Raw genomic sequence first — 22,661 nt, 5'->3', positions numbered from 1 at the left:
TTCAATTAGTGTGCTGCGAATCAGAAAATATCTAGAACCGCCCCAAGTTTGGTGGCAATAAGATTAGCAACCACCTCAGGGACATGTCGGTATGCAAGCCACTTGCCTTCTGCCATATCGTTGTAAAACCGATTGGCGAAAAAGACTGTTGGTCCATCTACTGTGTAGGAAAGTGAGATCCTATTACCTGAGCCATTCGTCTCTTGTTTTTGAAGCGTAAGAACCTCTGGGGCATAGCCAGCACATAGAACAAGGGCACGTTCAAGAACACTTGGTAAGCCAATTCTGGCTGGGAGCCAAACGGTCCCATTATTTCGCTCATACGTGATAGGTATTGGGTGAAGGTCCTCAAGGCCTGTTCTAATGCTCACCCACTTTGCAAATGCGTCAAGCGCCAGCCAAACACCCCAACGTGAGTCGCGGACGAAGGCGTACCTTCCTTGGTCCGCGAGCACGTACAGGTTGTCCATTCCTGTGTCAAGATCTTGCACCTTCCAAAGCTCGCTTGTATTGCCGCAGGGGTTGGCTGTAAATCGCCCCTGGCCTGCGTGGAATCGCATGGCGCTACCTCGAGCGCTTCCAATAGACTCCATTGTGTTGTGAAGCGTTACGTTTGTGAATTCCTTCAAACTGCCAGCCCAATTCGCAATTGAAATGCAAGGTGTTTGTGTAAGCTGGAAACCTATTTGATCTAATGTTTTTTTAGCTTCAAATTCATTAATGATGAGCAATCGCCATGACTCGAATTCAACCGCATTGGTGATCAAGCTGTGCGTAGTCCACGCCTTTTCTGCTCTTGCGATATTCTCCCAATGAGAGATACGTAAGGTTCCCGCAACCCCCCAAATTTGAGGGCCGTGAGATGTGGAAGGTAGCGAGTAAAAAGTGGGCTTAACCGAATGTATTCGAGCTATATGCCCCTTATGCGTTCTGGAAATTTCGAGGTGACCGCGCCGACAAAGGTCCAGCAGGATTAATGCGGGATCACCGAATGCATCAGAAGTACGGATAAGTCGTTGTAATTGATTTCTTGCTACGCCGTAATCAAAACTACCTGACTGGGCGAGTGAGTCGAGGAATTTTTTCCGAACATCGATAATGACAGCGTCGTGTTTAACGATGGCCCCAAGTTCTACGGGCTTTAAATCAAAACCAACGACCTTGAAGGCTGATTGCTCAATAACTGGCAGGAAAACACCAGACAAACCTTCGTCTGATGTCATCGGTATTCCAAGATTGTCCAGACTAAATGGACGCCCTATATCAACAAAGTCTCCTCCCAGACCGGCAACTCTCAACTTTGCCTGGCCGAGTTGGGTACCATTTTTGGTAGTTGCGTGGAGCACATACGATGCACTTCTTGCACTAGGCAGCCTAATCTCGAATCGTCTTAACGGTATCAATTGGGCTTGCTCGCCCGTGTTCGCATAAGTGGGTAAGAACGTCTCATGGATAATGATGTCTTGAGAGCATGTTATGCGCGTGTCCTCAGGAGCGTCTAACTCAATCATGGGTAGATCGTAGGGCAGATACATGCGACTGTAGCCGCGTCGAATCGACCTTCCACCAACAAAACGGATACTACGAGGCTTTGGATGGGCACATTCCTCCCCATCAGGGAGAAGACGTTGCTCAAGCGTAAGACTGTCACACGCCACTAAATTAACAAACAACCAGTTATCAGGAATTCCTGCCGCCGATATCAGTTTGTGATCAGGTTTGACACGTTCGAGGTAGCTCTTGAGAGATGCAAAACTGTGGGGCGGGGCCAATAGAAAGGCCTGTCCACTCCCAGGAAGATCACCCTCTCTCAACTCTAAGTTTCCAGTCACAGAATCAAACGCCGGAACCAGAACCCAGAGCAGATGTCGCCTTAACAGAAGTTGGAGTGTTGTAGGTTCTGACTCTTCGATACCAAGGTACTGGACATTAAACTGCAGGGTGTTTTCAGATGCTTGTTCAGCGATTCTCCAGAACTCCGCATCTTGCTTGGCAGATGACGTGCAGTTTGTCCCTTCCGTGCCGGAAAAGCATCCCTTCCACTTCAATTCATTGTGGGACAGCACAAACTTACCAGTATCTTGTAAAGCAGGCAGACGCCAGCGAGGGGAAATCTCCAGGGGGGCATCCTGCACCACCACTAAAGAAATGCCAACTCCTTTTAAATCTTTTAAATCAGTGGATGAATAATGTGAACTACTATTTTTATCCGTTAATGTTCCATCCCAATCGGAATATGCAGTGCTGATTGCAGCAAGGATAGGCTGTTCGAAATCAGGAATATCGAGTGCCTTTTGAAATCCGGCAGTGAAAATCCGTTTCGTCGCACGCGCCTCGTCCAATATCCGCGATAAGGATGCTTTGGACAATTCTTGGCCAGGTCTAATTTGTGCCTGTACAAACGCTTGTGCAAGGCTTTCTATATCTTGGGGCTTTAAAATGCTTTGGGATCTTGGCACGCCGATCCGGTGATAGCCACCCAATCTCCTCAGTTTAAAGGAGCCGAACCGCCCAGCATTTCTTTCCGTCCACTTCTGCAAATCGGCCCAAGCCGATTCAACGCGATCCATTTCATTGGGGCCGAAAGTATGGTGCAGTTTAAGATCTGCTTGTAGCCCCCCATAATACGAGTTCGGGTTCTCCGCATCGTTCCTGATCAGAGCGGCAAGGTAGGGAAGGTATGCAGGGGCATGCAGGCCTAGGTAGGTAGGATCCAAAGCGCCAGGGTCCATGTAGTTGCGGTTATTAGCATCTCCTTTTCGTTGTTCAACCAGATCACGTATGCGTTGAGCGAGGCTACCGTCTGGGTTGGCCCAGATATGGCCAATACGAACTGCGTCCAAAAATCCAGCGTCACCACCGATATCTTGACCAATTTGGTCGAGAAACTCCTTGTCCACCCTAAGGAACACCTCCTCACCCTTGGATGCCTCGGAGAAGAAGCTATGTAGCAAGCGAAGATTCCATTCGCTGAATCTATCGTCGAGTGGCTTGCTCTTGGAATCTGGCAGCTCCTGTACATGGCCAAATTGGCTGGGTATCTCAGTCTGGGGTTCGAGAAGGCCGTCCTCACTAGCGTTCATACGTATGATTTCTCACTCATGCGGCAAGATAGCGAACCGTTGAAAGGTAGCTCCGTATAGTCAGGTGCGATGCATTTAGTCGTTTGTGCCTGGTACGTCCGAGCAGCCTCCCTGTTTGGGTATAGTTAAAGCACTCTTTTGGCTTCTTGTCAGAGTTAGTTTTGCGAAGTCCGGAAGCAGCTGGCCTGTCCGGGCAGCCGGCCAGTCACAAGCAGACTGTCTTAAGATCGGGAGCTCCCTTGAGATGTTTAGTGATGTAGGCTGCTGGGTGTGGCGGACGCTTGTATAGGGTATGCAGCACATGGCTATCATACCCTTAGATTAGGCTATATGCATACTGTGCAGGCAGTGCAGCAAGAGCTCTTTAGGTGACAGAGCAGTTCCCGGGCGGATATGGGAGGTGTTGTGTAGCGGGCTTTTGTAACACCGACCCGAAGGCCGGTATTTTCAAATGGTACCGGTAAGGAGCTCTGCGATTTAGTAAAGCTTATGGACGGCTAACATCCGACCAATAGCCTCGCCGACTAATGGTGGGACGGCGTTACCAACCTGAGTGTAGCGGGGGCATTCTTGCTTTCTTTGCTTTCCACCGGTCGTATACTTTCCCTGAAATTCGAACCAATCTGGGAATGATTGAAGCCGAGCATTTTCACGTACGGTAAGAATTCTTGGTTCACTGTAATGGAGGATATCATCAGGCAAGGTCGTAATTGTTGGGGCTGGTCTACCTTGATCGAGAACTGTTGTTGCGTGCTTTTTAGTTCCTACTTGTTCTCGCTCCTCCTGTGATAAGCAATACCCTGGGCGACAGATTTCCTGAATATGCTTAAAATATTCTCTGGTTTCGGCCTTGTGTCTCGCAAGTCTTCGGCTATTCGGTGCACGATTCTCGCAGCTTAGCCTCATAAGTTTTTGGAACGCATTGGGGTTTGGGTGAGGGGTATATTCTGCTTCAAGAAATCTCGACATTCCAGAGTCTTCATTGGAAACAAGAATTTTCCCATGTGTTTCAAGGTCAGAAATTGCTTCTCGTGTTGTTACATGGCGAGTGATGGGTAATTCTTTGGCGGTTAGAAAATCGCGCCGGCTTTCCTGTACCATTTTCAGCAGGTTAGATCGTTGAGAAGAATTCCCTTTTCGCTCGCAGAGCATAAAGTAGCGATGGCGGGTTTGGGGGACACCAAAATCTGCGCAATTGACGAGTCCTGAGTCGACGTCATATCCGAGAGCATCTAATTTCTCTGCAATGTATTTCGCGTATGAGGCCTGGCCGGCATTCGCAATATCTTCGGCAACTCCTCCCTTGGTCTCGAAGCGCATGTTGAATCCAGCAACGTTCTCAATAACTAAGTATTGAGGTTGCAATAAACCAACAAGAGCAAGGTACTGCTCTGTCATTTTGTTGCGAGGGTCAGTGGGGTCGCGTTTTCCCGCCGTTGAAAATCCTTGGCATGGAGGACCACCAACGATGAGATCAATCTGGCCTCGGAGCGCCGCAACGTTTTCAGAAAAGCCTGAGAGTAAGTCTTCGCAGGTCATGGCCTGCTTTGGAAGCCATTTTGGCCAAGCGAACTGGTACTTAGTTCCTTCGATCAAGTTGAAGCGAAGCGTTTCAAAAGCTAGAGAGCTCTTCTCTATGGCAAAGACACCTTCGTGTCCAGCCTCAAGGAGGCCCAATGAGAGGCCTCCACATCCGGCAAACACGTCGCAAAATCGTAGCTTTTTCGGGGTTGTCATCGCATTTAGCATAGTCAAGTGATGGCCTTCGGCCACTTAGTGTGCCAATGAATTGTCGCACAGCCCCATATTAAGTTCCAGGACTGCTTTAGTAGTGCTTGAGCGGCTATGATTTTTAGGAGGTTTGAATGTTCTGGAGGATGCATGGTTAGCTTGTGCATGCGGTTATCGACAGGGCGCGTAGCTGTTGGCGCTGCCCCTGGATTGATCCAGTTGCCGACGCAAGATTGCCCCATCTCCAAACCTGCAAAAATCCAGCACAGACAATGATTTACGAAAAGTCAGGCTGGGGCAGTGAAATCTCGGCAACCGGGTCACATCGGCCTCGGCGCCGACAGCTCTGTCTCTCCTGGAGTACCAAGTCCTAGCCGGACGCTTACGTCAAGATGAGTTGGCCGTACGCTTACCGAGCGCCTCCTCACCACTATGACCAAAATCCCTGAGTGGATTCATCCACGCTACTCAGCACTTCCCTCAATGGCCAAGTAGCCGATAAACAGTGTCACGTTTCAAGACTGACAACGAACGAATGACCGAACACCTGATGATGCGGGCGATTTACATCTACGAATTCAGGGTTTGATGGCGACGAATTCATTGGCAGCCGCGATTTTCGCCTTGCTTGCCTTGCCTGACTTAGCTGTCGACTTCTCAGGATTGAATGCGGGCGACTTGTCACCAAGGCCTCGAATCAGGTAGCGATTGGTCCGATCTTGATCAGTGTTTCCTGGCTCGTAGTAGTCAGCCTGTTTGTAGGAGATTAGCTCCAAGTGATACAGACGATTCAATGAGCTTGGAATCTGGTACATCGGTACACCCGACAGGCGCGAAATGGTGGAATAGTTAATGGTTGCGATGTTGAAATTGTTTCTATTCCTGAATGCACAAAGCACGAAAAATACCTTTAGCGCGTATAGGCTCAACGCACTAAATTCAAATTGGTGCAACATGAGCAATTGTGTCCTGCTTCCGTCGTAGAGTTTGGATTTGGGAGGCTTTCCATGGAAGCCATCCTCCCATCCGGCCATCTGCAATATGGTCCCCTCACGCACGGGCTTGTCATATTTATCGAGCATCCCTTCATCCACGAGTCGCTTGAGTGATCGAGCAACAATCGGCCTCGATAAACCGGACAAAGCAATCAGCTTTGGATAAGTAGTCTTCACCTGCCCAGTGTAGTAATCCGCAAGCATGCACAAGCTTACGAAAAGCCTCAGTGCTCCGATGCTGGTGTTTTGCTGCAGTGCGCAGCGTGCCTCATTTCCTACACGACTATCGAAGGCCGCGACGCCACCACTTTGAATCCATTTGATGGGTAGACGTGCAAAGCTGGGCTCGACCCGATTTGCCTCCTTATCGGTTTAATCCAGCCCGGGACAATTGGATATCTGGGCAGATAGAAGTTTCATGATTTTTGCGGCAGAGTTGATCGCCTGTATGGGCGTTACATGCTCAGCCAACAGGATCCGGCGCATTTGCGATGAAGCAAACTTCTCCAACCCGGGGAAGCTTTTGCTCAAGTGAAGCCGTAGAGCGTTCTCACTGACCTTGTCCACATCGAATTCGTTTTTATCCCAGACCAGCCTTACGTTATATTTGGGTGCCGATGGCTTAGACACCTTGGCCACCCGGTAGATAGTGACGTAGACCGGCCAGCCTTCATCGCGCATTAGCCCCGTCGTTTCCGGTGGTGTTATTGAGATCCATTGAACACCTTGATCAACCAGCTCGGTTGAGAGCGTCGGGATGGCCTTGAGCAACAGGGGCGTTAGGCTGGCCACGCCCCTTACGCTCAGTAGCTTGTCGCATACTTGGCGATGCTGGACGACGAACAGGGTCAACTCGCCCAGATGCCCCTGGACGGTGGCGGGTATCCACTGATTCAGCGGCTTACCTTTCGACGAGCGCATTGCATTAACCACAGTCTGATGAGTCAGGACCAGATCCGCTGCAAGGTCCGAGATTTTTTCGTTGGTCGGGCTTTGCCATCGGGTCACGCTTTGGCAATAGGCAATCAGCAACTGCGCGGAGTTGTTACCCCGACTCAGTTGGAATCGCGCCCTGCTAGCGGAGGCTTCCAGCCATCGATAGTCGAGAAGCGCCCAGCGCTTGCCCAACTCCAGCAATTGCCTTTCCTTGTAGCTCTCAAGGTCCTGATCGAGCACGATGAAAGCCAAGTCGTAGTCCGCAAACACTCTACGATTGCTGATTTGACCCTTGACAGCACGTACATATTTTTCGAGCTGCTGCACTGTCAGCGATGCCTTCACCTTGTTTTCAATCGCGACCAGAATCTTGTTCGCCGGGTCGACCAGAAACAGATCCAGCCTACCATTGGCGGTGCCTTCGTCTACTTTGATACTGAACTCGCGGGTGACGAATGCCGCACCGAAGCTGCCGGTGCGAATTTTCCCCGGCGTCCACTTCGCAAAAAACTTACGGTTGTCATACGTGCATCCATCGCTGGCGGCGTGGGCCGCTTCCAGAAAGTCCTTGATAACCCAGTCGCCTTGGGAATGGCCTTCATGGGGGTTCATGCACCAAGCAAGCACTTCAGAGTTCTGGTTCTCCAGAAGTGTCGTCACCTCAAAAACGTCGTCGACGGTTTTGTTGAGCTCCATCAGCTCCAATAGCTTGGGGTCCCTCAAGAATGCATAAAATTCCGCCGGTTCCACGTTCACCTCCATGTTGGTAAAATGCTAATCACAAATTTCTGGGGGGCAATTCAAAAACCAGTAGATCCGTTCCATAGCCCAGGCTTTTAACGCCAACGCTGAATTGACCCACGTGCTGACTTGGGATTAACCCACCCTCAAGTCAACACAAATCCAGTAAAAGTAGTGGTTCTCGAGGAGTCTGCCCGGGTCAGTAATATCTCCGCAACTGGTTTAATTCGGCGCCGGCGCCAACAGCCAGGGACACAAATCGCGACATTCCCGCCCAAATGAGAAACCATGGCACGGTTCAGTCTTCTCGCTGGACGTTCAAACAAGGGAAACCCGGCGAGAAGTGGTTTGTGGTCGTAGTCAGGCAGGATCGTGACTGGAATCCCTCGGCTGCAGAAAAGGAACAATATTCGCTGGTGGTTACGGTGGCCGACCGCGACAACGAGCGGGCTCAGCTCTATACCCAAATCCAGACGCGAATAGATCAGCAGGCTGTGGTCAGGGAGCAGCAAAGGGCGAAGATGACTGCTGTTCGTTTACAGAATCGAGGGTGATGAGCATTCGGTAGGTATCCCCTAAGCCTGCGGGTACTGCGATACACCAGAGCAACTCGCTGCCAATCTGCGTGAAGACTGCCAAGACGCCGAACAACTGGATGAGGCGATACGCCGTCGGACGGTTGCGATTGTCGAGGTTGCCACCGAGTTGCTGGATGTGCTGGACGCGGCCGCTAACGTGGATGAGCCTAGCGCTGATCAACGAGAGTGGATGGAGCGCTTGCACATCGCTCTGGCCGCATGTGCGAACAAAAGTCCCGCAACACCACAGCCCCTCCAGCCGGGGCGATATTGGAATGGAGCAAAAATGTTTGGCACTTACGCTATGTGCTTTGTACTGGCCTGTTTTGCGGCTTTCCTCGCCTATGAGGCCGGGCAATCGCGTGGCTCAAAGATGGTGAAGAACCGTGTCCTGAAAGCATTGGAGCAGCATGAGGTTGATGTGTCTCACGGATACTCGGAGGGCTATTCGGGCCTTGGCCTTGCACGGATCATCAGGAACATCATCAGCTAAGGGAAAAAGGGACAAATTCTATGAATTGGAAGCTGGTAACTATCGGAGCGTTAATCTGTACGGCTATAGCTGCTGGCTGCGGTACAAAAACTGTTTCGCAGGAGCTAGCGTCTAAACAGGGTGTTATCACCGGTACGGGAAAGGATGGATACCCTGTCGTAAAGTCCATCACGTTTAAGCGTCCTAAAGCCGATGTCTCTCGTGTCCTTGCATGTATGCAGGCTGAAGTCGATGGATTAACAGTAACCCCGGTACAAATCGATGGAGTAGTTAAGTCGAGTGGAAAGGCCTACGCTTCCCTCCAGTTCAGCAACTACGTCGCCTTCGCCATGACAGTTCGCAATAACGAATACCGCTTTGACCGGTTGACCAACGCAGGTCTCAACGGACCTGCTTTTGAGCTGATGGCGTCATCCTATGGCACACCCGAGAATGCTTACGCGGCCCTCGAATCTATTGCTGATCGCGTCAGTGAATGTGCTGCCAAAGTCAGCGCCGCTCTTTGAGGGGGAAAAGCGATGAAGAAGCTGTTGAAAGCTGACAATGCCCCCTCGTGCATTGACATCAATTTGAGCGTGTTAAAATGGCGAAAAAATTCGCGAGAGATTGACATTGGGCTAGCAGATTACCCGCCCCTCTTAAGCCATATTCTCAATTGCAATGAATAGGGTCACTCCTGAACGGGCCCGATGTCGCTAGACATAGAAATGAGTGGCGTACTTTCATTAGGGATATGGCCTCTTGTGTGCCTACAAACGCTGTTTTGTCCTTCAAGAACAGGTCGGACTGCATTCCACTTTACGGTTCCATATGTGGCTTTACCCCTCAAAGCATCAAGGGATGCTCAAGGACCTGCACCATTTTGAGTTCGGAGCAGCAGAGCAACTGATGTGGATTTCTGCATTCAAGACCTAAGGCCCGCCAATGTGCGGGCCGATCTAGTAGAAGTGTACCAACTGAGCAGATAGAGGACTGTCATCATGCTATGGAGTGTACTCAAGGGCGCCGCCGAAATTGGCATGGGGATCTACCAGAGGATTACCGAGGAAGATGCCAATAAGGAGGAAGCCAACCAGCGCTATCGGAACCATTTCCTGCCATGTAACAAGTGCGGAGCCTTGGCTAAGCCACTCGAAGGAACCGAGCGTAACTACGGATGTGAGTGCGGCCACCGGTTTGCCGGTCCTAAGCACCCTTACTGAGAGGCTGGTGAAGCCCTGGCGGGCAAACTGAACGCTGTTCTTGGCGGCCAGCAAACTGTTTAAGGAAAGAGCTATGAATAGCTATCAGCTTCAAGGAATTGCTGCTGCTTTGGAAGAAGGCTACGGCTAATGCCCGCAAGGCCAAGCGGCACTTATGCGCTGGATCGAAGAAAAGGTATCCAAGCTTAAAGCGCGAGGCTTGCCAGGTAGAGAGACGGACTTGGCTTGGTGAAGAGTAGGAGAGGTATGCGAACCGATAAATGTGAGAAATGTAGCGAGAAATTTGAGGTTGTCGAGATAGGCGGTGGGCAGCCATATAAGCCAGATAACGCAGACATCGAGTGTCCATGCTGCCATCACAAGACATCGGAAAAAACGACTGGTTACTTCATTACCAAAAAGCTTTCACGCAGTTAGGCAAAATCGCATCAAGTGCACCAAAGCCCTGCCCTCAAACGTGGGGCCGGCCTGAACATCGCAGGTCATTTAAACCATTGCGGATCCCTAAGGTGATCTCGGATTATGAAAGATGAAGCGCAATTAGGCTACAAGCCTATACAGGACGATGTGTTGAAGACACTGGGTCTTGCGATGATCGCCGGGCAGGGTGTTGAGCACCTGTTGAGCAGTTGCCTTACTTTTCCTTTACACGGCGAGCCACTTCAAACTGTGGAACAGCTTCAGCTCCTGTTTGAGCGACACTCAAAAGCCACTTTGGGGCGACTGCTCAAAGCGCTGAGGGAGCGGGCTGATCTGCATCCCACCTTCGACGACAAGTTGGAGCGCTTCCTCCAGCATCGCAACATCATTGCGCATCGGCTACATGATGTGCCGGGCGGTTTTGACCTGCATTCCGATGAAGGGCGAGGGAGGCTAAAGGCCTTCCTGCTCCAGTACATGGAGGATGGTCACATCGTCAGCATGGTATTCCTGGGCATTTTGCGGGGATGGGCGAGCCAACAGGGCATTGATATTCCCAATGAGCACCATCTGAGCCAGCGAATGCAGGATCACCTCGACGCGAATGTTATGCCAAATTTGGACGCTTTTATCAGGTCTAAAGAACACCCCTGAGTCCTAGAAAAAGTCATTCAGCTGCACCCAGCCCAGCCGTCGAACGTTTGGCTAAATAAGAAGAGGCACCGGGACGGCCGGTACCTACAACGACCGCGCAAAGGACCTGTATGCAGCAAAGTCTCAAGGACACCGTTCCTCGCAATTTCAGCACCGGCTACATTTTTGCCGACATCAACAATGACTTGGGCGACTGGATCAAAACTGCTCAATCTCACCCCCTTCTTTCTCAAATGGCCTACGCGTATGCCAGACGCATTGCGGTGCAGGCGCTGTACGCACAGGGTTTGGTAGACCTGGACCTAGTCAATCACGTGCTCGGCATCTTCAAAGGAATACAGGCGATGACAGGCCACACCGTCGAGTTTCAGGAGGACGCGCTGGCTGAGGCAAACCGATTGATCATCGAATACCACCCTTTTGCGACTGGTTTTTTTACGAAGAATCTGGCCCATTGGTGCCAGGTCAATTCCGGGCCGGCGAATCAACCACAGCGAACCGATGCGGAGTTGTTCGGAATGATCTTCGAGCACGCTTTCGCCTACCAGGAGGTGCTGAGAACTGTACAAACGATCAATGCCGGCACCCAGTCGTCCCAAGCTCCTGAGGTGCAGTTACGCCAAGCGCAAGAGGATGAGTACTACGCAGAAATGCGTGAGGAAGCCTTCGCAGACTTACCGCTGTACCACAGCTCTAGGGAGGACGCTCAAGCACATGCAAAACGGAAAAACTTAAAGGTCTATCGAAGCGGAAGCGGATCATATTTCACCGCGCCAGAGGGTTATGTCGAGCCCGACCATTCTTCATTCCTGGACCTAGAAGATGGCATTGTTTTTTGACGTGAAGGCATACGGGTCTAACGTAGACCTAGGCTCCTAACTCGGGGGACATTACCAGTGCTGGATTTTTGCCGATTGGTGTTGGGTCAGTGTGGCATCGGCCACTGGGTCAACCCGGCGTCAGCGCCAACACACATCAGCTCATATAGGCTTTTATACGCACAACACGGATGGAGATTTTCATGTATCTCGCTGAGCTGACTATTAAGAATTTCCGCAAGCTACGTGACGCCAAGCTGAAATTTCAGCCTGGGTTGAATGTGCTGGTAGGTCCAAACAATGTTGGCAAAAGCGCTGTAGTGGATGCGCTTCGGACCCTTCTCGCAGGTCATGACGAACCGTATCCCCGCCTTGATATCGCCGACCGGCACCGTCCGCTTGAAGGCGAGCCGGCTGGCGACATTTCCTTCCATTTTGTCTTTCGTGATTTAAGCCACGATGATGAAGCAGACTTTATCGCTGCGCTCAAGCCTGCAGCTGATAAAACCATGGAAGCCCATATCCATGTCCGCTATACCGATGCAGATCAGACAGGACGCTTCAGGGTAAAACGTTGGTGTGGCGATCATCAGGACGTGGCCCTTACCTCAGACATGATGGAAAACCTCAGGGGCGTTTATCTCCAACCCCTGCGGGATGCCGCTCAGGGACTTCGACCCAGCCGCAACAGCCAGCTGGCACGCCTGCTTCACATGCTCACGGATGAACCAGGCCGTGACGCGATTAACCAAGCATTGAAGGAACTGGACGAAAAGCTCCAACAGACCGAAGCGATCCAGCACACCCATACCGCGATTTCGTCCCGACACGGCCTGATGATGGGCGATCAATTGGCACAGACACTCTCTGTTGGGCTTAGCGCGACGGACTTTCAGCGGTTATCTGCTCGGCTTTCCCTCACGGCTCAAGCAATGGAAATTGAGCAGAATGGCCTGGGTTTCAACAACCTGATTTTCATGGCGGTAGTGCTAAGCGAGCTGGCCAAGAATCCGGACGCCGCGTATCGCAGTTTGATTGTTGAAGAGCCGGAAGCCCATTTGCATCCTCAGTTGCAGCGCGTGTTGTTGCGCTACCTCGCAGGCGTGCCAACGAGCGAAGGTGAAAAGGCGGTGCAGCTGTTCGTCACCAGCCACTCCCCCAATTTTGCCAGCAACTCTAAGCTCGAATCCCTGGTGTGTTTGGTTGAGAACGATGCCGGCGTAGAGACCTTCTTCCCGCGCGACATCAAGTTCGGTAAGGGCAAACGCGAAAAGCTGGAGCGCTATCTGGACGTGACCCGAGCCGAACTTTTTTTTGCTCGCCGGGTAATATTCGTGGAAGGCGCCGCCGAGCTTATGCTCGTCGATGCTCTGGCCACGCTCATGGGGCTGGACCTGCGAGAGTACGGGGTCAGCCTGATCAGTGTCGAAGGACTCAATTTCGATTCTTTCCTACCCTTGTTCGGTGAAAACGGACTTCGGATCCCGGTTGCCGTCGTAACAGACGCCGATCCTTTCGAGGAGGAAGAGGCCAACGAGCTTGCGGAAGGTGCGCTGGATGCAGGTGACATCGAAGACATTCTTGCCGAGGCTGCGTATCTCGAAGAAACGGGTGCCCCTGTCGCCGATGGTCCTTACGCGGATGATCCGTTAGCTGAGCGTGCCAAGAAAAAGAAGAAGCTAAAACGGAAAGAAGTCTACCCGTCGCTGGGAGACGAAGTGAGGCTATCGAGCAACACCGTCAAGATGAAGAAATCGGAAGACGCTTTCGTCAAGGTGTTCCACGGTTTGAAAACGCTGGAATACGACCTTGCATTGCTTGAGGCGAACCGCGACTCGATGCTCAAGGCCTTGGCTGACCCTCATCCGATCATTTCGGCAGCGCTACGCACGATCGTCGATGCTCAGCCAGACAACACCGCGAAGGCAAAGGCGCTGTTTTGTGGCATGTTCGAGCGTAAAGCGAGTAGCGGTAATCTGCAAAAGGGGCGGTTTGCCCAGGCTTTGGCTGAACAGATTGCTAGCACGCCAAAGTGCGAAGTACCTGACTATCTCCGCAAAGCGATTGAGCATGTCTGCCAGGGAGCGATCAAACCATGAAGCTCTCCGATGAGCAGAAGGACATAATCAACGCGCCTCTAGGACCTATCGCAGTCACGGCCTGCGCAGGTAGCGGCAAGACGGCAACAGCGATCAGGCGTCTGATTGCCGTCCGGCAAAAAATGGAAAATAGTCGGGGTCGGGTTGTCCTTTTGTCTTTCTCTAATGTTGCGGTCAATACCTTCAACAAAGGCTATGCCCAGCTCGCTTCAGATCTTCCAGACGACGCTAACCGCAAGCGCGTAGAGGTGGACACGCTCGACGGTTTCTTCACCCAGCATGTGCTGCGTCCCCACGCTTATCGAACAATGTCCTCAGACCAGGTTGCGTACCTTGTATCCGGTACCGAGCCGTTCCTAGCAAACTTTAAATACTGGCCTGAGGAAGGACGTCCGACCCACATCAAGGACGTCAAAGTGGGGCTGGAGCATGGGAACTTCTACTTCTTTACCGGCACCCTCGATGATTTGGTGAAGCTCGATACCGCTAAGGCATTAGATGCGATCAGGCGTCTGGGCCGCATTGGGGCCTACACGCACGAGCTTGGCCGGTATTGGGTGTACCGTACGTTGATCGGGCAACCAGCAGTCTTGCGAGCGCTTGCCGCCCGCTACCCGCAGATTTTGGTCGATGAGTCCCAGGATCTGGGCACCTTGCATCAGGCTATTTTGGAATTGCTCATCAAGGCTGGAGTTCAAGTCTCGCTCATCGGTGACGTAAACCAGGGCATTTACGGCTTCGCAGGAGCTGACGGTTCATTCCTGAGCACCTATTACAACCGTGCGGGGGTGAATGACTACAAGCTCTCGCGCAATTATCGTTCACTGCCTCCAATCATCAGCATCGCTAATTCACTCTGTGGCCGAGAGGATGAGGCCGATCGGGAGCCTGAAAACGGGGGGGCGTACTTCGTCGGATACAAGGACTCCGAGCTTCCTAAGCTTTTTGAATCGTTCAAAGCGCAAATTGATGACTTGGGCATGCAATATCAAGATGCGGTGATCCTCAGCCGGGGGACTGACCGGGCGGCAGTGCTATCCGGAAAAGCTGCTCCACCAGGTCAAGGTACGGTCGCTCTTTTCACCAAAGCAGCATTGGTCCGAGACCAGCAAGGCCGCTATCAAGATTGCTTCAAGCTTGTGTGCCAAGCGGTGGAGGGTTTGATGGATAAGCCACCGCATGGCCTCAGCACTCACCTTCAGGGTGCCCCGCAGGATGCATGGATGTTTGGGCTTAGACGACTGCTGTGGGGTTTCATCCGCGACGCTGAGGCCGGGCTACCTTCATCTACGCTTTTGGCTAAAACCGAGTGGCATCCCCAATTACTGACTAATCTCAAAAAGCTTCTCTCGACCACCGAAGGGCAATTTGGGTTGAAGGCTGCAGACAAGCTGGGCAACAAGCTGGCTAAAACAGGGTTGTTGGATCTTCCCCTAACTGGTGCAGTAGAGGAGAAATATCGGGGCCCTGGGATTAGAGTGGAAACCATCCACCAAGTGAAGGGCGAGTCTATCGGTGCGGTTCTATATGTGACCAAAAAGCCGAACGTTGAAGCCTTGCTTGCCGGCACCCTTACCGAGGAAGGTCGCATCGGCTATGTCGCTGTGACCAGAGCTCGTAACCTGTTCTGGTTGGCCGTGCCTCATACCTGCCTGAAAGCACTGCGCCCAAATCTGATTGCCGCTGGTTTCGATGAGCTTCCTGCCCGCAGGTAGGGCCAGCGTCTTTCAATGATCAGCAGGCTCTTACGGCGTGATTGAGGCTCAAGACGGCATCAGCAAGGTGTGCGTAGCATCGATCCGCTCCAGGTATCCCACCCAATCAGCTGCGGGTGAGACTGCATATCGGCGGTCATGTCATTCGGATGCAGGAAACACATGTGGCCAATGACATCCGGCACTTGATTGACCACACCGTAGGTTGTGCCAAATGTCATATCAATTACCTCAGGGCTTGGCAGCGTGAGCCACGTATGCAGATTCAGAGCTAGGGAAGGTACGCTTTTTTCAGCATCTTCTTGAGATCACGGGTATCGCTATGGAAAACTTGCCTCAGGCTCCTCCGACTGAGAAGGGCTCCGCACCCGTACACACCCTGGATGCTATGCACTTTTCCACCAGGTATGCTTTTGTGGTTGACCTTTCTCTGCTTTTTAGCTAAGTTTTCGATACGGCTTTATTCGTGGCCGGCGAAAGCAAGTTACGGATTCTCTTTCTCGCTAATTTTAAATAGTGAGAGGTGGATCTTTGCATTCGCGAAACCGCCTCTTACTCTGGAGGCAGTTATGTCAGAAATATTACCTTCTTCTCTACCTATTCCCGAATTTCGCAAGAAAAAGGGACGTGCGCTTGCACGCCTTGATCGCGAGCAAAAAATGCTGGAGTCTGGTCCGCTTGGCGCTGAGCGCTTACTTCTCAATATTGCAGTGGACTATATGGAGAGTCACCCAAATATGTCCTGGGACCAGGCTCTCTTCGCGGCGCGAGCTTATCTTAATCGAGCACATGATTAAGCAAGGACAGCCGTGATGAAGAAAATGACAGCTATCACACATAATAACGTAACGTATGAAATCAGGATCGGAAGCTGGTTTCAGCACCTTCACGGAAAAGCCTCGGAAGCACTTCGTGAGGTCCATACAGATGACATTATACTTCCGACTGAAAAAACAGTAGCGATCTACAAGACAGAAAAAAGGGCTGAGTACAACGCCCACCCACGAAGGCCTCGTTCATCAGCGAAACAGTACCTCAACGACTGCTCGCTAAGTGATTTTGGGCTTAACTGGGATAAGTTAATCGAATTGCTCAAGATAAGGATAAATGACGCCTGTATACCCATTATGCTTGCGCAGCATCAGCTCTCTGATGCCGAAAGCTATGAGTTAGCTAAAGCGGCGTCTAATGGGCATATCAGCGCCATGTATCGGATCGGAGCCTCGCTAGGTGGGGGCCGGAATGATGATTGCCTACTCTGGTTATCGATGGCTCACAACAGAGGTCATCTCGGGGCGTGCTACGAAATGGCATTGCACCTTGCGGCCAAGGGAAATCAAATCGACTCTCTACGTTGCTTGATAATATCTGCCGATGGTGGTTTCGATATTGCCTATATGTCTATCTTTCAGATAACCCATCTGAAAAATATGTTCCAAATCCAAGCTGATCCACTTGAAAGCATGTTAAATGAGCTCGCAGAGGCAACACATGCATCAAGCGCCAATTACTTTAAAGGCATACTAAAACTTTTTTCAAATAACCCACCCGCCGGAATAATCATTTTAAAAAACTTCCTGAAAGAACCTAAAAAAAAGCCTTCTGAACATGATACTGGTGAGGTTTATTACAAGCAAATCAGTATTGTCAGTAGCTTCATTGAGGGTTTGTTGGCGGACATCGACTCAGGAGTACCTCCACTAATATCCATCTCGACTCGTGGCGAACAGGCTGGTTTCTGCAGCTTCTCAGATTACGATGAATTTTTCAAAATAGTTCAGAACATACAGCAAGCCGAGTAAAGGGCTATCGATTAACGCAGAAAGTCGACAGATCAGCGACCAAGCAACAAAACAGGCGAGGAATCTCAGATAAGCCAATATAAGTGAGTATTCCGAGCCTGTTTTCATTGATCAGGATTCAAGAGAGCATTAAATTGCTCGCGAGCTAAATCGCACAGCGCTTGATAGACCCGTGACATTTTTGTTGGTTCGGTTCTCGGACCGGGGTGGCCATTTTTGCCCGATGATCCAGCGATGCTAGACTACGCACTACCTTGCTGTTGAAGTCCCGTTGCCGAGTTCAGAAATTAGCGACTGTGACATTTCAACAGGTGATTTCAGTATCGATGCCTCTGCAGCCCACGAGATTCGGCGCCTCACGGCAACTGCCCGTTTTTGCTCGTTTGAAGGAAAGGATTGTAATATTAATAGCGCAGTGTGACATGGAGAGCCGATGACAAGCGTCTATGACCGCCTTGAAGACAAAGGACCATGCCTCTCCAGTGATTTGGTTGCAGATATGGTGCAGGAGGAAGGCGTCAGTGCTGTAGCCGCTAGAAAGCGAGTCAGCCGCGCTGACGAACGTATTGGGCGGGTCTACAACCTGTTTCCCCGTAATACCGTATTCCTGTACATCAAAGAGTACTTTGGCTCAGATGAGTACTGGCTGAAGCTCACTGAGGCACTACTACAAGCTAATGCTGCGTACGGCAAAGCTCTCGCGGCGTTGATACAGCGGGGCGGTATCGTGGCGGAGCCTTTTTTTCACATTGCTTGTGGCGCTCCGCTGAGGCTGAAAAAGCACATTTCCAGTACCACGATGATTGAGCAGCTGCTCCGCGCCCAATTGGTGGAGAGGCAATACATACCTGGTTCTGGTAACTGTATTGCACTGGCTAAAGGCCCCGGCATGTACGACGGAGCAGTCGCTACCATCAGAGCGAGAGCTGCCGCCGAGGATATCTTCCTCGCAGGGTTTGAAACCTGGTGTAAGAATCTGGGATTGATCAGCTACGACAAGGCCAAATTGAGGCATCTTGAAGGGGAGGCTCAACCGCAGGTTGGAACCTTCTGTTGGGACCTCACTGCACCTTCCTACCTCTCTGGTATCAGTCAAAGAAAGTCTGATGGAGCGCAAAAGCCAGGCTTTTTGCTGGCCGATATTCTCTTTGATGTCGAGGTATCTGAATCTGGTGTGCTGGCCTTTCTTACGAAGGTTGAGACGGTTAAAAACCTGAAAAACGTAGGCGCCTGCATTTGTTTTTTCATCGCCGAAAGCTATTCAAGCGAAGCTTTTATTCTGTTGAAAAGCAAAGGCATCGTTCCTGCCACACCTGAAACACTGTTTGGCAGCGATGTGGCTTCAGCGTTGCGGCTGTTGATGGAAACCCTTACCGAAGCCGGGCAGCAAGCCATCGATGCGGAAGTCCTGGAAAAATTGTTTGCGGGACTTAAAAAATTCGAAGGCGCTATCGGGAATCTCAGAGGCACATTGTTCGAATATTTTGTAGCAGATGTAGTAGCTCGAACCCGGAACTCGTTCCGGGTGCGTTTGAACGAGAAGATTCGTAATCCGGGCGGACAAGAGAGCGAAACGGACGTGCTTGTGGAAGCGCATGGCAGGACTTATTTCATTGAGTGCAAAGGATATGCTCCATACGCGTTAGTGTCAGAGGATGAAATCACGCGCTGGTTAACCATTCGTATACCTATAACGTACAAGTACAGTTTGAATCATCATGATTGGAAAAATACTACCGTTCATTTTGAGCTTTGGACTACCGGTAAGATTTCTGAGAAATCCAGAATGGAGATTGAAAAAATTTCCGGGTCCGTAAAAAAATACAGCGTTTCAGTTAAATTTGTTAATGATATACAGGCAGAAGTAAAGGCATCTGGCGACAAAAAGCTACATCATATATTCAATCAATACTTTGTTTCTCATCCGCTAGCGCAAGCGGGGCGTGGTCACATTGGCGGCGCTGAAAACTTATCGAAGCGTCCGGTTGTCATTTGAATTAGGGGGGGCGCGATTTAAGTTTGTATTTGCACCCTATTTGGAACCAGTTGTTGTCATCTTTTCCTGGACACATTATTGGTTGCTCAGCATCTGTGCTACACGCTTAAAGCCCGGATCGCTATCCATAGTAAATTCTTTAGAAAGTAGGTGCTGAAAATGGAATTTAAGGTGTTGACCGTTGACGCGACGGTGCCGCAGTTAGGTAGAAATACCGTCTATCTAAAAAAGGATAACTGGAATGATTACTCATATGTGACAATGTTTGATATGTCATTGCATGATGCTAATGGGAATTATGTAATCGTTGGTAGCATTAAAATAGCATTCAAAGGACAAACCACAAGTGTTTCTACGTTTTCTACATTGGATAAAAGCTTCACTGAGCTAGATAAACGATATTTTTCACTTGGTAATAGCGTTGATTTCTACAAAGCTATGACCAAGCTTAATCGCGATACCAGGCGGACTGTGCTAACAGCGCTACGCGATATAGTGGTCCAGCCAGAAATTATTCAGGAAATTACTGGCGAGGATGTCTTTGGGACTTCTTTATTGAGATATCACAGCCTTTCTGTGGTGAAAGGCCAGTTTGCGCGTATTTTATGGGGTAAGGCAGAGCTTACCGAATACGCCTTTCAATATAGACGACCTGAAGACTCGGATGTGGGCAGCATAACAATGTCGTTTGACGTTTCTGTCGACGTCAAGCCAAACACCAATGTGCACGCGATCATCGGTCGTAATGGTGTAGGTAAGACAACTTTACTCAATGGAATGATTGAATCAGTTAATAACAAAAAGAACCAAGGTTTTTTTCTAGATAAATCTGGGTCTCCTATTGCTTCCGACTATTTTAGCAGCTTGGTGTCTGTTTCGTTCAGTGTGTTCGACCCATTCACTCCGCCTGCTGACCAACCGGACCCTGCAAAAGGTACGTGTTATTTTTATGTCGGCCTTAAAAAAGTGGGAATAGATGATAGCCTGAAAACCCTGCAAGAGTTGCGCGGAGACTGTATAAAATCGCTGGTCGCATGTTTTGGTGCTCCCGGGAAAGTAGATAGCTGGCTAAAAGCTATAGAAAAGCTTGGATCAGATGAAAATTTCTCCAGAATGGGCCTTCATCAGCTAGAGTCTGTATTTCGTGCTATTAAAGAAGAATTAAGCGGAACAAGTCAGGCGGACTCGCAAATTTTCTACGATAATTATTATCGCAAAGCTTTGCCATATCTAGAAAAAATGAGTTCAGGGCATTCTGTTGTTTTGTTGACAATAACCCGGCTAGTTGCTTTAGTCGAAGAAAAAACGCTTGTTCTTTTAGACGAACCAGAAAGCCACCTGCACCCTCCACTATTGTCAGCTTTCGTTCGAGCATTAGCAGATCTTCTTCACGACCGAAATGGTGTCGCTATTATCGCTACACACTCGCCGGTAGTCTTGCAAGAAATACCTAAGTCGTGTGCATGGGTGATAAATAGAGTAGGTAAGGCTTCTGTGACTATCCGACCTAAAATCGAAACATTTGGAGAGAACGTTGGTGTTATCACTAGTGAGGTTTTCAACTTGGAGGTTGATCGCTCAGGATTTCATGATTTGTTGGCTGCGTCTGTTAGAAGTGGGAAGAAATATGAGGAAATAATCAGTGAGTATAGTGGTCAGCTTGGTTTGGAGGGGAGGGCACTGCTTAGGTCTTTAGTGGAAACAAGAGATCAGGAGCGCGCCCATGATGCGTCTTAATTGTGAAAAGTATAATCCTGAATATGTAATCGACCGTTGCATAGAGGGTGTAACTGGAAATGCTGTATTAAAAGCCGGGGTGGAAGGAGCTAAAGCAGAACTTCTAGTCGCTGCTTTACAGTACGAGCAGAGATCAAAAATTGGAAACCTATATACAATTGCGCCAATCGATTTGAAGGCGGGCCCGGATCCAGTTGTAATTGGACTGTTGAAAAAGTCTGATCTGGTTAAAGTTTATGAGCAATATTTGGTTCCGGGCTCTAAACCAGCAAGGGAAATATACGACTATCTATTAGCCGCTGCTCTTGATGACTGTCCTTTTTGCGGTGGACTTGGCACTCCTAGAAATTTAGATCATTTCTTGCCAAAATTTAATTTTCCGCAGTTTGCGATTTTGCCAAGCAATTTAGTGCCCTCATGCAGGGACTGTAATATGGATGCTAAAGCTACGGCATTTGCCGTGGATGCCGAATCTCAAATAATTCAGCCTTATACCGACAAAGACTGCTTTTTTACTGAACAATGGATATTTGCAAGTTTTAGACCAGGAAACGCTGAAAAACCTGGTGTTTTTGATTTTATAGTAAAGCCCCCTGTCCATTGGGAGGCTGTAGACAAGGCGAGAGCAACCAAACATTTTGTCGACTTCAATATCGCTGGAAGGTACAGGTCTATTGCGGGTAAGAATGCGATAACGATATTGGCGCAAATGGATCGCATGCGTGATAAAGGATTGTCTGAGCAAGATATCAGGGAAACGATCTTAGATGTGGGTGAGGCTACCGCTCCATTTGTGAATCATTGGAAGATAGGAATGTATCAAGCTCTCATCGCGCATTATTGCCCAAGGGGGAGAGTTGATGTGTCGTGTCTTATTGCTTGCCCACATTGTGATGATGGCTACAGCAGTTGCCCGAACTGCCACGGTGGTCGCGCGGGGGTTACTTGTCCTGATTGCGGCGGAGATGGTTGTTGGTACGATCCGGATGCTGGGAAGTCGCGCCAGTGCAACCGGTGCGAAGGTGAGGGTGGGGTCAACGCAGACGCCTGTGACTATTGTGATGGTCAGGGAACTGTTCTTTGCGATCCTTGCCAAGGAACAGGCCTTTTGTCCGAAGACGACTGCCTGACTTGCGGTGGGTCGGAAGAGGTCAGGTGTCGACAGTGTCATGGTTCCAGCGGAGCGAACGGTGAGGAGGGCCATAGTCACTGTGACAAGTGTCATGACTCAGGGCGGGAAAGCTGTCCGGCATGCCAGTAGCCCTGCTGATTAAAGAAAGGGGCCGGTGAGCAAACACCCATCGGTTTCGTATCGGAATATTCCACCATCTGTTGCGCGGAATTGAAGCTAATTTGCCGAACTAGCATCACGCTAAACTACATGACTTGGCCATGGTATGTTCATCAGCCCGATACGATCAGGTTGCTGAGGTCGCCGCGCGGTAACAGTTGGTCAAGCCGCGGAAAGGCTTGTCCTACATGGTGGCGACAGTTTTAATTCTCTAGAGCTTGTGTCTGACCTGTTGTTTTGGCCGCTTGCGACAGTTTTGCGCTTTCTCAGAGATTGGCTGCAGCCCCCTTTTTTCAGGGGGCTCTGCGACAGTTTTAATTCTCTAAAACCACCCTTGGGGTCTCCAGGTTCCAGCGAAAGGATGCGACCT

Annotated in this window: 15 protein-coding genes; 11 read left to right on the top strand and 4 right to left on the bottom strand. The window is 50.2% G+C overall.

Annotated elements, in window-relative coordinates:
* Window positions 1–20 precede the first annotated feature (20 nt).
* The 4 genes from HU722_RS00845 to HU722_RS00830 form a co-directional block, all read right to left on the bottom strand.
* Window positions 21–3,083 carry a hypothetical protein gene (locus HU722_RS00845; protein WP_186753136.1) on the bottom strand — a complete coding sequence of 1,021 codons (3,063 nt, stop codon included), beginning with the start codon at window positions 3,081–3,083 and terminating at the stop codon, window positions 21–23.
* A 477-nt stretch (window positions 3,084–3,560) separates the two neighbouring features.
* Window positions 3,561–4,856, bottom strand: a complete 1,296-nt coding sequence (locus HU722_RS00840) for a DNA cytosine methyltransferase (RefSeq protein WP_225930664.1) — start codon at window positions 4,854–4,856, stop codon at window positions 3,561–3,563.
* Between the two features lie 536 nt (window positions 4,857–5,392).
* The gene (locus HU722_RS00835; RefSeq protein ID WP_225930663.1) at window positions 5,393–6,013 is read right to left on the bottom strand and encodes a hypothetical protein; all 621 of its coding nucleotides are present in this window, start codon (window positions 6,011–6,013) and stop codon (window positions 5,393–5,395) included.
* 168 nt (window positions 6,014–6,181) lie between these two features.
* The gene (locus tag HU722_RS00830; RefSeq protein WP_186753137.1) at window positions 6,182–7,495 is read right to left on the bottom strand and encodes a PDDEXK-like family protein; all 1,314 of its coding nucleotides are present in this window, start codon (window positions 7,493–7,495) and stop codon (window positions 6,182–6,184) included.
* An 855-nt stretch (window positions 7,496–8,350) separates the two neighbouring features.
* Between HU722_RS00830 and HU722_RS00825 the strand changes: the two genes are divergently transcribed.
* The 11 genes from HU722_RS00825 (at window position 8,351) to HU722_RS00775 (ending at window position 22,261) form a co-directional block, all read left to right on the top strand.
* Window positions 8,351–8,557, top strand: coding sequence for a hypothetical protein (locus tag HU722_RS00825; RefSeq protein ID WP_186753138.1), 207 nt, complete (start codon window positions 8,351–8,353; stop codon window positions 8,555–8,557).
* A gap of 20 nt (window positions 8,558–8,577) precedes the next feature.
* A complete protein-coding gene (locus HU722_RS00820) occupies window positions 8,578–9,063 on the top strand; it encodes a hypothetical protein (protein ID WP_186753139.1) in 486 nt (161 codons plus the stop codon).
* 1,218 nt (window positions 9,064–10,281) lie between these two features.
* Window positions 10,282–10,833, top strand: a complete 552-nt coding sequence (locus HU722_RS00815; RefSeq protein WP_186753140.1) for a hypothetical protein — start codon at window positions 10,282–10,284, stop codon at window positions 10,831–10,833.
* 110 nt (window positions 10,834–10,943) lie between these two features.
* On the top strand, window positions 10,944–11,672 hold the full coding sequence (locus tag HU722_RS00810; protein WP_186753141.1) for a hypothetical protein: 729 nt from the start codon (window positions 10,944–10,946) through the stop codon (window positions 11,670–11,672).
* A gap of 182 nt (window positions 11,673–11,854) precedes the next feature.
* Window positions 11,855–13,750 (top strand): ATP-dependent nuclease, encoded by a 1,896-nt coding sequence (locus HU722_RS00805; protein WP_186753142.1) that lies wholly within the window; start codon window positions 11,855–11,857, stop codon window positions 13,748–13,750.
* Window positions 13,747–15,465, top strand: a complete 1,719-nt coding sequence (locus tag HU722_RS00800; RefSeq protein ID WP_186753143.1) for a UvrD-helicase domain-containing protein — start codon at window positions 13,747–13,749, stop codon at window positions 15,463–15,465. The genes HU722_RS00805 and HU722_RS00800 overlap by 4 nt, the downstream gene beginning before the upstream one ends.
* Window positions 15,466–16,034: 569 nt before the next feature.
* A complete protein-coding gene (locus HU722_RS00795) occupies window positions 16,035–16,262 on the top strand; it encodes a hypothetical protein (protein ID WP_186753144.1) in 228 nt (75 codons plus the stop codon).
* A gap of 15 nt (window positions 16,263–16,277) precedes the next feature.
* Window positions 16,278–17,267: an SEL1-like repeat protein gene (locus HU722_RS00790; protein ID WP_186753145.1), complete on the top strand. Its 990-nt coding sequence runs from the start codon at window positions 16,278–16,280 to the stop codon at window positions 17,265–17,267.
* Between the two features lie 433 nt (window positions 17,268–17,700).
* Window positions 17,701–19,263 carry a hypothetical protein gene (locus tag HU722_RS00785; RefSeq protein WP_186753146.1) on the top strand — a complete coding sequence of 521 codons (1,563 nt, stop codon included), beginning with the start codon at window positions 17,701–17,703 and terminating at the stop codon, window positions 19,261–19,263.
* Window positions 19,264–19,422: 159 nt separating this feature from the next.
* Window positions 19,423–21,000, top strand: coding sequence for an AAA family ATPase (locus HU722_RS00780; protein ID WP_186753147.1), 1,578 nt, complete (start codon window positions 19,423–19,425; stop codon window positions 20,998–21,000).
* The gene (locus tag HU722_RS00775; protein ID WP_186753148.1) at window positions 20,987–22,261 is read left to right on the top strand and encodes a hypothetical protein; all 1,275 of its coding nucleotides are present in this window, start codon (window positions 20,987–20,989) and stop codon (window positions 22,259–22,261) included. The genes HU722_RS00780 and HU722_RS00775 overlap by 14 nt, the downstream gene beginning before the upstream one ends.
* Window positions 22,262–22,661: the final 400 nt, after the last annotated feature.

The organism is Pseudomonas tritici, from assembly GCF_014268275.3.
Lineage (GTDB): Bacteria > Pseudomonadota > Gammaproteobacteria > Pseudomonadales > Pseudomonadaceae > Aquipseudomonas > Aquipseudomonas tritici.
This window is presented reverse-complemented; position numbering and strand designations above follow the sequence as displayed.

Coding starts and splice junctions, on each gene's coding strand:
- HU722_RS00820 (WP_186753139.1), top strand. CDS start 8,578: ATGAATTGGAAGCTGGTAACTATCGGAGCGTTAATCTGTACGGCTATA.
- HU722_RS00815 (WP_186753140.1), top strand. CDS start 10,282: ATGAAAGATGAAGCGCAATTAGGCTACAAGCCTATACAGGACGATGTG.
- HU722_RS00835 (WP_225930663.1), bottom strand. CDS start 6,013: ATGCTTGCGGATTACTACACTGGGCAGGTGAAGACTACTTATCCAAAG.
- HU722_RS00790 (WP_186753145.1), top strand. CDS start 16,278: ATGAAGAAAATGACAGCTATCACACATAATAACGTAACGTATGAAATC.
- HU722_RS00825 (WP_186753138.1), top strand. CDS start 8,351: ATGTTTGGCACTTACGCTATGTGCTTTGTACTGGCCTGTTTTGCGGCT.
- HU722_RS00800 (WP_186753143.1), top strand. CDS start 13,747: ATGAAGCTCTCCGATGAGCAGAAGGACATAATCAACGCGCCTCTAGGA.
- HU722_RS00785 (WP_186753146.1), top strand. CDS start 17,701: ATGACAAGCGTCTATGACCGCCTTGAAGACAAAGGACCATGCCTCTCC.
- HU722_RS00805 (WP_186753142.1), top strand. CDS start 11,855: ATGTATCTCGCTGAGCTGACTATTAAGAATTTCCGCAAGCTACGTGAC.
- HU722_RS00845 (WP_186753136.1), bottom strand. CDS start 3,083: ATGAACGCTAGTGAGGACGGCCTTCTCGAACCCCAGACTGAGATACCC.
- HU722_RS00775 (WP_186753148.1), top strand. CDS start 20,987: ATGATGCGTCTTAATTGTGAAAAGTATAATCCTGAATATGTAATCGAC.
- HU722_RS00795 (WP_186753144.1), top strand. CDS start 16,035: ATGTCAGAAATATTACCTTCTTCTCTACCTATTCCCGAATTTCGCAAG.
- HU722_RS00780 (WP_186753147.1), top strand. CDS start 19,423: ATGGAATTTAAGGTGTTGACCGTTGACGCGACGGTGCCGCAGTTAGGT.
- HU722_RS00810 (WP_186753141.1), top strand. CDS start 10,944: ATGCAGCAAAGTCTCAAGGACACCGTTCCTCGCAATTTCAGCACCGGC.